Source organism: Achromobacter sp. GQ309 (assembly GCF_059759315.1).
Map to the genome: position 1 here is coordinate 766984 of NZ_JCAXDP010000003.1, position 12671 is coordinate 779654.

Below are 12671 nucleotides of genomic sequence, written 5' to 3' on the forward strand. Positions count from 1 at the left end.
GTTTGAAATGACGCTTCGGAAGAAGCGCGCTTCGACGAAAAGTTTATCGGGAGCAGGCGATGTTGCCAAAAGCGGCGGCGTCAACATTCGGCCGATTAGCGGCGGCTGCGCGCAAAGAAATTCCCAACGCTCCCATGACCTTGAGAATCGTCGCGAAATCGGGGGACCGCTCACCAGATAGCGCCTTATACAAGCTCTCGCGCGACATGCCCGTGTCCTTTGCGATCTTCGTCATCCCTTGCGCACGGGCGATATCGCCGAGCGCCTTTGCAATGAACGCCGCGTCTCCATCACTCTCCTCGATGCAAGCGTCCAGATAAAGCGCCATCTCTTCGGCGGTACGGAGCCGCTCAGCGATGTCGTATTTTTTTGTTTGAAGCTTTGCCATGTTTCTGCTCCTATGCGTATGGAGCCTGATTACCAAGGCGTGATTGCCACTAGTGCAATCACGCCGCATCGTCGCTCAAAGGCAAGAGATCAAAGGCTTGTAGCCAATCGGTAAGCTCTTGCAATGTCAGCTTGTTGCGTGGACTTGTTGCCTCCTGCGAGGAGGATCACAAGCGTCCCATCCTGCCGCTGCGTGTAATAGACCCTGTATCCCGGGCCGATATCAATCCGAAGTTCCGATACGCCTTTCTCGAGATTTCGGTGGTCACCCGGATTGCCGGCACGCAGCCGTTGAATTCGTGCCTGGATTTTTGCGCGAGCCCGCAGATCTTTTAAATCTGCTTCGAACTCGTCATAGTCTTCGGTGCTTTCCAGGTCTTTCATCCCTGGCGCCTAACATCTTCAACACCCCTACTGACTGGTCGCGGATGATGCACTGTATCCTCGCGGATACGTAAAGTCAATCGATAGTATCCTTTGGGATACATACGGACCGGGCGGGTAAAGTGAGGCACTGATCCGGCTGATGGGTACTAGCGCGATGGATAGTGAACCTAAGATGAAGCAGCGTTGAACGCCGTCAACGAAAAAGGCCCGCACAATGTGCGGGCCTTTTGAATTCTTTGGTGGCGCATCCCTGATTCGAACAGGGGACCTGCGGATTATGATTCCGTCGCTCTAACCGGCTGAGCTAATGCGCCATCCCTTTTGCTGAACAGTTTGCGTTGCAAGTGCTGCTCAACGAAGAACGAAATTCTAGCACGAAGTTTTTTTGCAGTGCAAGCGAACCGGCGCCAATTTTTTCACGCCCGGCCTATCCGGTGTTCCAAACGGCTCGCCAGCGGCGCAAATCCCCTCATTCATCCCGAGCCAGCCGGATCCCGGAGAACTGCCACCGCGCCTCGGGCGGAAAGAAGTTACGGTAGCTCGGCCGGATGTGATCACGAGGCGTGGCGCAGGAGCCGCCTCGAAGCACGTACTGGTTGCACATGAATTTGCCGTTGTACTCGCCGACCGCGCCAGCGCTGGGCTTGAAGCCGGGGTAGGCGTCGTAGCCGCTCGACGTCCATTCCCACGCGTCGCCGAACAGCTGCACCGGACCGCGCTGGCCGTTGCGTTCGGGGGCGGGGCGCGTGTCGAGGTGGCCGTTTTCAAGCAGGTTGGCTCGGGCCGAGTAGGTGTCTTCGGACATCTGCCGGGCGGCGTGTTCCCATTCGGCTTCTCGCGGCAGGCGTGCGCCCGCCCATCGCGCATAGGCGTCGGCTTCGAAATAGCTGACGTGCGTGACGGGCGCCTCCAGTTCCAGCGCCTGCATGCCGCGCAATGTGAAGACGCGCCAGCCATCGTCGTCGCTTTCCCAATACAGCGGGGCGCGCCAGCCTTGCGCGCACACCATGTCCCAACCCATGGACAGCCACAGTTCGGGCCGCTCATAGCCGCCGTCGTTGATGAAGTCCAGGAATTCCCGCTGGGTCACGAGACGATCAGAAAGAGAGAAGGGCGTCAGCAGGACGTCGTGAGCGGGGCCTTCGTTGTCGAACGCAAAGCCGCGTCCGTCGTGGCCGATGCGCGTGATGCCGCCCTCGTAGCGGGTCCAGCCGGCGTCCGTGGCGGGCGGCTGTGCGGGTTGGCCGGGCGCCACGTAGGCGGGTTTGAGCGGATTGGCCGACAGCATGTGCTTGAGATCGGTGAGGATCAATTCCTGGTGCTGCTGCTCGTGGTTCAGGCCAAGTTCGAGCAGGGCGTCGAAGTCGGCATCGTTGCCGCCCAGCCGCGAAATCAGCGCGTGCATCGCTTCGTCGACGTATTGGCGGTACCGCAGCACCTCAGCGAGCGGCGGGCGCGACAGGAGGCCTCGCTGCGGCCGCGGATGCTTTGCGCCGACAGCGTTGTAGTAGGAATTGAACAGCATCCGGTATTGCGGATGGAAGGGCGGCGTCGATGTGTCGAAGCGCGCCAGCAGGAACGTCTCGAAGAACCAGGTGGTGTGGGCCAGATGCCATTTGACGGGGCTGCAGTCCGGCATGGATTGGACCTGGCAGTCTTCGGGGCTCAGTGGCGCGGCCAGCGCGGTTGTGGTCGAGCGCACGGCGTCGTAGCGGTCGTGCGGTCCAGCCTGTCCGCTCGCGTAGGGCGCGATGGCGGGATGGGTCAGCAGGCAAGCGGGGTCCATGGCGATCCTCCGGGGGGCGTCGTGGGTGGTCCCGCGTCAGGCGCGGGCGCTGAAAACAGAAAACCAGTCTCGGGCATCCGACCAGTGTTCGACATTGCCAAAGCCTGCGCGATGGAGCAGGTCGCTGAAGGCCTGTGGCGTGAACTTGTACGAGTTCTCCGTATGGATGCGCTCGCCGCGCTTGAAGTCGCGATGGCCGTCAGGCCAGGTCACGCGCAATGCGCGCTGCGCTTCCAGGTGCATCTCGACCCGCGAGCGTTCGCTATTGAAGATGGCCACATGGCGCCAGTCGTCGACATTGAAATCGCTGCCCAGCACCGCATTAACGTGGCGCAGCAGATTCAGATTGAACGCGGCGGTCAGATGCAACGCGTCGTCGTACGCGGGTTCAAGCACGCTTCTGGGCTTGACGCGGTCAACGCCGATCAGCAGCCCGCCGCCGGGACACGCTTCGCGAATCCTCCGCAGCATGGCGTACGCGCTGTCGGGACCCAGGTTGCCGATGCTGGAGCCCGGATAAAAGAAGAGGCGCTGCTGCATCGGGATGTCGGCCGGCAACGCAAGTTCATGCGAGAAATCCTGCCCCACGGCCGTGATCCGCATGTCGGGATAGGACAGCTTTAGCCGGCGGACAGCCGCCTGCAGATAGTCGGCAGAAATGTCGACCGGCACATAGTGGCTGGGACGAAGGCTTGAAAACAGCCGCTCGGCCTTGACGCAGTCGCCGGCGCCCAGATCGATCATGGCCTGCACCGGACCGACGTGGCGGGCGATATCCGCGCCATGGCGGCGGAAGATTTCGTCCTCGCAGCGCGTCGGGTAGTACTCGGGCAGCTGCGTGATGGCCGTAAAAAGCGACGAGCCGAGGGCATCGTACAGAAACTTGGGGTCGATGTGGGCCGGGCTGTCCAACAACCCGTCGTGCAATTCGATCTGCTCGGCGCTTTGATGCTGCGGTTCTTGCGCGACGAATTCAGGAGAAACGGCGGCAAGGAGTGCGGAAGGGGAAACCATGCGTTCAGTTCCTTTTTGGGGCGGTTGAAGCGCATTGCGAAGACCTATTGTGGCGGCCGAGGGGGTTCGGGTGTCAAGCGCCAAGCCTCTGAATGCAATGGACTTTTACGAAATCGAAAACGCGTTTGGCCGGAAGCGACAAGGTGTTTGCCTCACCTTGGGCACGGGCCAGACAGCCCCATCAGCAAGTTTCGCGCCGCTGAAATATCGGTTTACGGCTGGTTGCGAAAGCTCGGGCAGTTATGGCCGTTGCTATGGACAATGGGGCTTCGGCCATGCGGAACGATGTGTCCCGCAGTCCTGGCGATGCTGCGTTGCATCAGGCAATGGCGGTGTCGCGGGTACGGTCCAAAAAAAACAAGGAGCTACCATGAATCGAAAGCACCAGCGCGCTGAAATGGCTTTGCATCGTGAACGCGTGAATGACAGCTTCCACGAGCTGCTCGCCGGAACGGAGGACCTCTTGCGTTCGACTGCGTCGTATACGGGCTCCGAAATCGAATCGGCGCGTGCGCGCCTGAAGCGCCAACTCGCCGATGCGCGTGAATCCGCGGGCGGCTGGGAAGTCGTCGCGCGCGAACGGGCCCGCCGGGCCACCGCTTACGCGGACGAGTACGTGCATGAGAATGCGTGGAAGTCGGTCGGCGTGGCGGCGCTGGTGGGCGCCGTGCTCGGCTGCATTTTCGTGGCAGGCAACCGACGCTAGAGGCGCATGATGAGCCCATTACCGGCCGAGAGCCGGGGTGGGCCGCACAATACCTTGCACAAACTGACGGTCGACGCGCGCCGATGGGCGCGCGCCGTGCTGTTTGCGTGCGTGGCGTCCGTGCTCGCCGCCTGCGCCAGCGTCCCCGACGCGCAGGAACGGCACGCGCGCGCCTCGCAGGCGGGCCTGTCCGCGGATGCCGCGCAGGACAGTTACCGTCGCGGGCAAGGCATTGCTGCGGACCCTCAAACACCGAAGGACGACTTCCTTGCCAGGCACCTGGCAGTGGAACAGGCGGTCAGCGGCGCGCCGCTGGTCAAAGGCAACCGAGTGCGCCTTCTGGCTGATGGTCCCAGCACGTACAAGGCGATGCTGCAGTCCATTGGTCAGGCGCGCCGCTACGTCCACATGGAAACCTACATCTTCGAGGACGACGCCGAAGGCCAGCGCTTTGCCGAGGCGTTGATTGCGGCGCGCAACCGCGGCGCCGAGGTCTCGTTGATGGTGGACGCGGTCGGGACGATCAAGACGCCCGATGCGTTGTTCCAGCGGATGCGCGATGCGGGCGTGCAGGTGGCCGTCTTCAATCCCGTCAATCCGGTCAACGCCCGGGCTGGCTGGTCGCCGAACCAGCGCAATCACCGCAAGGTGCTGGTCGTTGACGGCAAGGTAGGCTACCTGGGCGGCATCAACGTCAGCAGCGTGTACGAGTCGTCGTCGTTCTCCGGCGGGGGCGGCTCGGGCTCGGGTGGCGGCTCGGGGGGCGGCTCTGGCGATAAGGCGGGCGACCCGCCGGAAGACGCCGATTCCGCGCCCTGGCGCGACACGCATTTGCGCATCGAAGGCCCGGCGGTCGCCGAACTGGAGCAGGTGTTGCAGGCGGGTTGGGCGTCGCAGGCGAAGGAGCCCATCAAGGGCGGCGATTCGCAGGTCGCGCCGCCCGTCGGCAACACCACGGTCCGCATCCTGGCCAACCAGCCCGATCGCAGCGACGGCTATACGGTCTATCTGACGCTGATGTCCGCGTTCGAAAGTGCGCAGAAATCCATCCACATCACGATGGCGTACTTCGTGCCGGACCCCGCGTTCATCGAGGTGTTGCAGTCGGCGGCGCGGCGGGGCGTGGACGTGGTGCTGGTGCTGCCGGGATTCAGCGATTCGTCGCTGGTGTTCCACGCGGGACGGTCGCACTACACCGATCTGCTGCGCGCCGGCGTGAAGATCTACGAACGGCGCGACGCGCTGCTGCACGCCAAGACGGCGGTGGTCGACGGCGTCTGGTCGACCGTCGGTTCCAGCAACATGGATTGGCGCAGCTTTGCGCTGAACTATGAGATCAACGCGGTGGTGCTGGGCCCCGAGTTCGCGGCCGAGATGGAAGCGCTGTTCCAGCGCGACGTGGCCGATGCCGTGCAGATCACGCCCGAGGCCTGGAAGGAGCGCGGCCTGGACGACCGCTTCATGGAGTCGTTCTCGCGCATGTTCGAGCGCTGGCTGTAGCGAACGCGGCAGGCGGGCTTGGCGCGATGTGCTGCGACAGGCCCGCCCGCCGCGCCGCTCAGGAATTGCCGGCTGCGGCGGCTTGGGCGGCGTGCTCGCGCGCGAGCGCGGTGGTGATGTCGTGCGTGGGCTGGAACGACTGCGCCTGCGCCATCGCCCAGCCTGCGCGAAAGACCTGATGCCGGAATTCACCGCGCAGCAGTTCGCCGGGCGCCAGTTCCGGAAACAGCGCGGACAGAAGGCGGATCTCGCTGGGCGAGATGCGGCGCGCGATATGGTGAGGACGCAGTTGGCTGGGGTGGGTCAGGCCTGCCGCAGCCAGCAGTTCGGCAAGCGCGTGCAGCGTGTTCTTGTGGAAGTTCGCCACGCGCTGGGCCTTGTCCGGCACGACCAGCGCGCGTTGCCGCAACGGATCCTGCGTGGTGACGCCGGTGGGGCACTTGCCGGTGTGGCAGGCCTGGGCCTGGATGCAGCCGATGGCGAACATGAAGCCGCGCGCGGCGTTGCACCAATCCGCGCCCATAGCCATCACGCGCGCCATGTCGAAGGCGGTGATGATCTTGCCCGACGCGCCGAGTTTGATGCGGTCGCGCAGGTTCACGCCGATCAGCGTGTTGTGCACCAGGCGCAGCGCCTCGCGCAGCGGCGTGCCGACGTGATCCACGAATTCGACGGGCGCCGCGCCCGTGCCGCCTTCCGCGCCGTCCACCACGATGAAATCGGGCGTGATACCGGTTTCCAGCATGGCCTTGACGATGGCGAACCATTCCCAGGGATGCCCCACGCAGAACTTGAAGCCGACCGGCTTGCCGCCCGAAAGCTCGCGCAGGCGCGCCACGAACTTCATGAGGCCGATGGGGCTGTCGAACGCGGAATGGCTGGCCGGCGAGTTGCAGTCCTGCCAGGGCGCCACGCCGCGCGCTTCGGCGATCTCGATCGTCACCTTGCCCGCCGGCAGGATGCCGCCGTGGCCGGGCTTGGCGCCTTGCGACAGCTTGATCTCGATCATCTTGACCTGCGGCGTACAGGCGTTGCGCACGAAGGCTTCTTCCGAGAACGCGCCGTGCTCGTCGCGGCATCCGAAGTAGCCCGAACCGATGTTCCACACCAGGCTGCCGCCGGGCTGGCGATGGTAGCGGCTGATGCCGCCTTCGCCAGTGTCGTGCGCGAAGTCGCCTTGCCGTGCGCCTTCGTTCAGGGCCAGCACCGCGTTGGCCGACAGCGCGCCAAAGCTCATGGCCGATACGTTGAACACCGACATGGAATAAGGCTGCGTGCAATCGGGCCCGCCGACGGTCACGCGAAAGTCGGTGTCGTTGATGTGCGAGGGCGACATGGAATGGTTGATCCATTCGTAGCGGTCGCCGTAGACGTCTTCCTGGGTGCCGAAAGGGCGCTTGTCGATCTCGCGCTTGGCGCGCTGATACACGATGGAGCGTTGCGCGCGCGAGAACGGCGAGGCCTGGGTGTCGTCTTCCAGGAAATACTGGCGGATCTCGGGGCGGATGAATTCGAACAGAAAGCGCAGGTTGCCCAGCACCGGATAGTTGCGGCGAATGGCGTGGCGCGGCTGGATCAGGTCGTACACGCCCAATGCGCCCAGCAGCGCCAGCGGCACTGCTGCGGCAAGCCACCACAAGGATGCGGTGGCGGCCAGGACCGCGGTGATCACCGCGCCGGCCAATGTCAGGAAAAAGGCCGTGAAGCGGCCGGCTATCCAGTTCATGTGCATCTCCGTATTTCGGAATGGAGCCACCATACACCAGCGCAGCCGTCTGGCGGATGAATGGCGCGCCCCACATGCGCGCGGTGCCGCGGGTCTCGCGCAGCCTTGCGGCGCGCCGGAACCCGCATGGCTGCTGGCGTTACGGCGAGCCAAAAAAAATGGCCTCCTGCATCAGGAGGCCATTGTTGGAACACAGTTTCTCAGCAACTGGACGCCGAGGGCGTCTTCTCGACGGCCAGGCCGAACAGCGGACGCAGGCGCACGCCCAGCGCGCTGCCGGCGAAGGCGGCAGGCAGCCACAGCCAGGCATGCAGGCTGCCCGACAGGATGCCGCTGAAGTAGGCGCCGATGTTGCAGCCGAAGGCCAGGCGCGCACCGTAGCCGAGCAGCAGGCCGCCGATTACCGCACCGGCGAGCGAACGCGCCGGCACCTTCCAGACGGGCGCGAACTTGCCCGCCGCGCTGGCGGCGGCCAGTGCGCCCAGCATGAGGCCGATGTCCATGACGGTCGTGACGTCCTGGCGCAGCGGCGCGGCCAGGGACGGCTGCTTGGCCCAATAGGCCCAGGTGGCGACGTCGCCGCCCGCCGCATCCAGCGCCTTGGCGCCCCACAACGCGAATGCCGACGTGATGCCCCACGGACGACCGGCCAGCGCCAGCGTCGCGAAGTTCAGCACGACCAGCGCCACGCCGCCCCAGATGAGCGGCCACGGGCCCTGGAGCAACGAGGCCGGGCGAGCGGTGCGCGATGCAAAGGAAATGACGTGGCCGTGGCGGCGCTTTTCCAGCACGGTGGCGATCCATGCGATCAGGGCAAAGACGGCCAGGTTGGCGAGGATGGCGGGCGCCAGGCCCCAGGTCTTGATGAGCGAGGTGGGCGCCAGTGCGGGCAGGCTGGACCACCAGCCGAAGTTGGCTGTGGCGATGACCGAACCGACGATGAAGAACAGCAGCGTGACTACCATGCGGGTGTTGCCACCGCCTACCGCGAAGAGGGTGCCCGACGCGCAGCCGCCGCCCAATTGCATGCCGATGCCGAACAGGAATGCGCCCAGCACGACCGACACGCCCGGGGGCGACACGAAGCCGTTGACCGGCTGGCCGAACAGCGTGCCGGCGGCCAGGAAGGGGAAAAACAGCAGCACGCCCGCGGCCAGCATCAGCATCTGCGCGCGCAGGCCCGCGCCGCGGCGGTCCGACACGAACACGCGCCAGGCTTGCGTGAAGCCAAACGAGGCGTGGTACAGCGTGACGCCGAGCAGCGCGCCGATCACCCACAGCGCGCCTTGGCGCCAGCTGACGGTCTGGTTGAGATACAGCGCGCCGGCCAGCACCAGCAGCAGCGCGATCCACAGCGGCTTGCGGTTGATCTGGATGGGCGGCAGGGCCGGGGACAGGGGCAGGGAGGAAGCGTTGGCGCTCATGGAAAATCCCGAGGATCAAGACGTAAATGCAAACGGGTGCGTAGTCGCACCCGTGGGAATAGCCGTCAGTCTAGTCCTGTCGTTAAATTTCTCAAACGAAGGAATTGTGCTTTAACGATAACTTAAAGTTATATAAAGTGCTCGCGCGTTCACGAGACGGGATGCGCGCTGATCCACGCCACAAGCAGGCTGACCGTCAGCACCGACGCCACGGTGCTGACGAGAATGGCGCGCGACGTGACGCGGGCATCGCGCCCATACATCTTGGCCAGCATGAAGGGGCCGGTGCCGATAGGCAGCGCGCTCATCAGAACGGCAGTCCAGGCCCACAGCGGCGGCATCGAGAACACGTAGAACGCCAGCACCGCCGTCGCAGCCGGCTGCAGCAGCAGCTTGCCCATCACCAGGCGCAACACGCCGGGACCGGAACTGGCGGTTTCGGTCTGCGCGAGAAAAAGGCCGATGGTCACCAGCGCGCACGGGCTGGCCGATGCGCCCAGCAAGGCCACATAGCGGTCGACGCCTTCGGGCAGCGCCAAGCCGGTGGCGGCCCAGCCAAGACCCAGAACCGGGGCGGCGAGCAGCGGATTGCGTACCAGCGCGCGACCCACCTTGAGCAGCGTCGCAGGGAGATTGGGTGTCTGCTGGCGGTCGAACTCGATCAGCGCGATGGCAAAGCCGAAGAGCACGCTGGCGGTCAGCAAGGTGGTGAACGTGGCGGGCGCCAGGCTGTCGGCGCCCAGCAGCGCAAGGCATAGCGGAATGCCCATGTAGCCGGCGTTGGCGTAGGACGCCGCCAGGCCTTCGATGCTGCGGTCGGTCAGCGACTGCGGTCCGCGCTTGCGCGGCAGAAAGGACACCAGGAACGTGATGGCGACGCCGCCCGCGAACGCGCCAACGAATCCCCAGTGGGCCATGTGCGCCAGATCCACCTGCGTCATGGCGCGGAACAGCAGCGCGGGCAAGGACAGGTACACCACGTAGCGGTTCAGGGCGTCGGTCGCATTGGTGCCCAGGATGCGCCAGCGGGCGGCCAGCCACCCGGTCAATATCAACGCAAAGACCGGCAGGGCGGCGGTGACGACGGCGTTCATGGGCGAGGGCGCGAAGGCGGAAAGGCGCTCATTCTACTTGCCGCCGTCGCCGGTCTTACCCGTTTTGCGCGTGACCAGCAGGATGCCCAGCGCGGCCAGCGCCATGCCGGGCCAGGCCAGCGGCGGGATGGGTTCGCGCAGGATCAGCAGCGCGATGATCGCCGTGCAGGGCGGCACCAGGAAAAACAGCGCGGACACGCGCGATGCTTCGCCATGGCGGATCATGGCCAGCAGCAAGGTAATGGCGACGAGCGAATTGCCGACCACCAGATACGCCAGCGAACCCAGCAACGGGCCCGTCCAGTCGATGTGCATCGGTTCCAGCCAAAATGCCAGCGGCGCGGACACGGCAAGTCCGACGCCGTACTGGACAAAGTTGGACTCGACCGGATGGATCTGGGCGCCGAAGCGCTTTTCGTAGAGCGTGCCGCCGGTCAGGCAAAGCAAGGCCCCGATCGCGAAAGTCAGTCCCAATGGCGCCAGCACATCGATCGAGGCCTTGGCCACGATCACCAGCGCGGCGCCCGTCACGCCCAGCGCCAATCCGGCCCAGCGCCGCGCGTCGACGCGTTCATGCGCGAGTGCCGGCGCCAGCAGTCCGATCAAAATGGGTTGAAGCGAAGTGATGAGGGCCACCCCGCCCGCCGACATGCCCTGCTTGAGCGACAGGTAGGTAAAGCAGAAGTAGCCGGCCTGCAACAGCAAACCGACCATGGCCAGATGACCCCATGCGCTGGCGCGGGTGGGGAGCGGCGGGCGAAGGGCGAGCAGCAGGGGGGTCAGGATCAGCAGCACGCAGGCGTAGCGCAGCGCCAGAAACGTGAGCGGATCGGCGTAGGCCAGGCCCACCTTCAATACGACGAAGCCGCTGGACCACAGCACGAGAAAGAGCGCGGGTGCGGCTTTCAACCAGGCAGGGGGTGCGGCAGGCGTCATGGCGGACCAGGGGCGGCAAGGGCAAGCCGCGATCGTACCCCTTTTCGCGCGTTCTTCATCCCTGCCAAAATGCGGCGTAGGATTCAGTTATTCATTTGCTGCAACGTAGGGGGAAGGACATGTCGGCCAATAGACAAACAACGGTGCGTATCGCGCTGGGGACCTGGGATCGCTTGCGCGACGATGCATATTCGGTGCGCCATGCGGTGTTCGTGGTCGAGCAGAACGTACCGCCGGAAATCGAGATGGACGACGACGATGCCGTGTCCGTGCACGCCGTGGCTTACGGGCCCGATGGCACGCCGATGGGCACGGGGCGTCTCTTGCCCGACGGTCACATCGGCCGGATGGCGGTTCACAAGCGTGCGCGCGGCATGGGGGTGGGCGGACAGTTGCTCGATGCGCTGATCGGCCAGGGCCACGGCGACGGCCATCGCATGCTGGTGCTGCATGCGCAGACGCATGCTGCAGGCTTTTACGAGGCGCATGGCTTCAAGGCCGAAGGCGAGGAATTTGTCGAGGCGGGCATTCCGCACGTGGTGATGACGCGCACGTTGAAGTAGGGCGCTGCACGATCATGCACCGCAGCCGATGGGCTGCGGTGCAGTCCGCGAACAGCGAAAGGCCGCGCCTGCGAAACAACGAACCGCGCCAAAGAACCGTGCCAAAGACCTGCGCACGCAAAACAAAAACGCGCGCACAAAGCAAAAACCCCGAACGCTTTCGCATTCGGGGTTTTTCTTTTGGCGCATCACGACAGGTACCTCGTGATGTAGTAATTGGTGCCCAGGAGAGGACTCGAACCTCCACACCTTGCGGCACACGGACCTGAACCGTGCGCGTCTACCAATTCCGCCACCTGGGCGCTGTTGCTTCACATGTTGCGTCGCTTTCGCTTCGTTTCGTGTTCAGCAGCAGAGGAACGAGATTATGCACACTTTTTTTGATGTGTGCAAGTCGTGCTGCTTTTTTTTCACTTTTTTTTGGGCGGGCCGCGAACAGGCCGCTTTCGATATAGTGTCGCCCATGTCTCGAGCCCTCTGTACGCGCTGCCTGCGCCCACTGTCGCATTGCCTTTGCGCGTTGATTCCATCGTTGTCTTGCCGTACTCGCGTGGTGGTGCTGCAGCATCCCAGCGAAGCGCGCCACGCGTTGAACACGGCGCGTCTTGCGGTGCTGGGTCTGGCGGGGGCGCGCCGTGTGGTGGGCGAGTACTTTTCGGAGTCTGAATGGGCAGTGCCGGGTCATGCGCCGCGCCTGCTGTTTCCCGGAGAGGGCGCCGAGGTGCTGACGCCGGGTTATGGCCAGGACCTGGGCATGCCCGTCCGGCTGATCGTGCCTGACGGCACATGGGGGCATGCGCGCAAGCTGCTGCACATCAATCCGGCGCTTGCCGCGCTGCCTCGCGTGATGCTGCCGCCGGGGTTGACGACACGCTATCGGGTGCGCCACGCCGACGTGCCAGGCGCGCTGTCCACCATCGAAGCGGTGACGCACGCACTGAACGCCATCGAGGCGCCGCGCAACTTTGACGCGCTGCTTGCACCGTTCGAGGCGTTGATCGATGGGCAGATCGACGGCATGGGCGCCGATCTTTATGCGCGTCATCATTTGAATCGCAAGGTGCCCTGGCGATAACCGAAGCGAGGGCGGTGCGGCGCTGATATCTGGCGTGCGCAGATTCCGGCAAGCGATCACAGAAAGAAAACAC

Annotated in this window: 12 protein-coding genes and 2 tRNA genes; 4 read left to right on the top strand and 10 right to left on the bottom strand. The window is 64.5% G+C overall.

Translation table 11 applies throughout. The features are described from left to right. Positions 1–43: 43 nt before the first annotated feature. The 5 genes from AC6CIE_RS12935 to egtD all read right to left on the bottom strand — a co-directional run bounded on the left by AC6CIE_RS12935 (position 44) and on the right by egtD (position 3574). Entirely contained in the window at positions 44–388 is a 345-nt protein-coding gene (locus AC6CIE_RS12935; protein ID WP_175124596.1) for an addiction module antidote protein, read from the bottom strand. An 89-nt stretch (positions 389–477) separates the two neighbouring features. Then, positions 478–771, bottom strand: coding sequence for a type II toxin-antitoxin system RelE/ParE family toxin (locus tag AC6CIE_RS12940; RefSeq protein WP_175124595.1), 294 nt, complete (start codon positions 769–771; stop codon positions 478–480). A gap of 240 nt (positions 772–1011) precedes the next feature. Next, positions 1012–1088, bottom strand: a tRNA-Met gene (locus AC6CIE_RS12945). A 155-nt stretch (positions 1089–1243) separates the two neighbouring features. Then, positions 1244–2560: an ergothioneine biosynthesis protein EgtB gene (gene egtB, locus AC6CIE_RS12950; protein WP_498092337.1), complete on the bottom strand. Its 1317-nt coding sequence runs from the start codon at positions 2558–2560 to the stop codon at positions 1244–1246. A 36-nt stretch (positions 2561–2596) separates the two neighbouring features. Beyond that, positions 2597–3574 carry an L-histidine N(alpha)-methyltransferase gene (egtD, locus tag AC6CIE_RS12955; protein ID WP_498092338.1) on the bottom strand — a complete coding sequence of 326 codons (978 nt, stop codon included), beginning with the start codon at positions 3572–3574 and terminating at the stop codon, positions 2597–2599. A 370-nt stretch (positions 3575–3944) separates the two neighbouring features. Here egtD and AC6CIE_RS12960 point away from each other — a divergent pair, with 370 nt between their 5' ends. Together AC6CIE_RS12960 and AC6CIE_RS12965 are read left to right on the top strand one after the other, a co-directional pair. Further along, the gene (locus AC6CIE_RS12960) at positions 3945–4280 is read left to right on the top strand and encodes an ElaB/YgaM/YqjD family protein (protein ID WP_175124592.1); all 336 of its coding nucleotides are present in this window, start codon (positions 3945–3947) and stop codon (positions 4278–4280) included. Positions 4281–4289: 9 nt separating this feature from the next. Next, positions 4290–5780: a phospholipase D-like domain-containing protein gene (locus AC6CIE_RS12965; protein WP_175138758.1), complete on the top strand. Its 1491-nt coding sequence runs from the start codon at positions 4290–4292 to the stop codon at positions 5778–5780. 58 nt (positions 5781–5838) lie between these two features. Here the strand turns inward: AC6CIE_RS12965 and AC6CIE_RS12970 are convergent, their stop codons facing one another. The 4 genes from AC6CIE_RS12970 to AC6CIE_RS12985 all read right to left on the bottom strand — a co-directional run bounded on the left by AC6CIE_RS12970 (position 5839) and on the right by AC6CIE_RS12985 (position 10960). Next, the gene (locus AC6CIE_RS12970; RefSeq protein WP_175124590.1) at positions 5839–7506 is read right to left on the bottom strand and encodes an FMN-binding glutamate synthase family protein; all 1668 of its coding nucleotides are present in this window, start codon (positions 7504–7506) and stop codon (positions 5839–5841) included. Positions 7507–7706: 200 nt separating this feature from the next. Further along, entirely contained in the window at positions 7707–8930 is a 1224-nt protein-coding gene (locus AC6CIE_RS12975) for a YeeE/YedE family protein (protein ID WP_498092339.1), read from the bottom strand. 149 nt (positions 8931–9079) lie between these two features. Next, on the bottom strand, positions 9080–10024 hold the full coding sequence (locus AC6CIE_RS12980) for an AEC family transporter (RefSeq protein WP_498092340.1): 945 nt from the start codon (positions 10022–10024) through the stop codon (positions 9080–9082). Positions 10025–10057: 33 nt separating this feature from the next. Continuing rightward, positions 10058–10960 (bottom strand): DMT family transporter, encoded by a 903-nt coding sequence (locus AC6CIE_RS12985; protein WP_498092341.1) that lies wholly within the window; start codon positions 10958–10960, stop codon positions 10058–10060. 119 nt (positions 10961–11079) lie between these two features. Between AC6CIE_RS12985 and AC6CIE_RS12990 the strand changes: the two genes are divergently transcribed. Further along, positions 11080–11523: a GNAT family N-acetyltransferase gene (locus AC6CIE_RS12990; protein WP_175124586.1), complete on the top strand. Its 444-nt coding sequence runs from the start codon at positions 11080–11082 to the stop codon at positions 11521–11523. Positions 11524–11740: 217 nt separating this feature from the next. Here AC6CIE_RS12990 and AC6CIE_RS12995 read toward each other — a convergent pair. Continuing rightward, positions 11741–11825: transfer RNA gene (locus AC6CIE_RS12995), tRNA-Leu, on the bottom strand. A gap of 161 nt (positions 11826–11986) precedes the next feature. On the opposite strand from AC6CIE_RS12995, the gene AC6CIE_RS13000 reads away from it, so the two are divergent. Further along, entirely contained in the window at positions 11987–12598 is a 612-nt protein-coding gene (locus tag AC6CIE_RS13000; RefSeq protein ID WP_343736980.1) for a tRNA-uridine aminocarboxypropyltransferase, read from the top strand. Positions 12599–12671 lie beyond the last annotated feature (73 nt).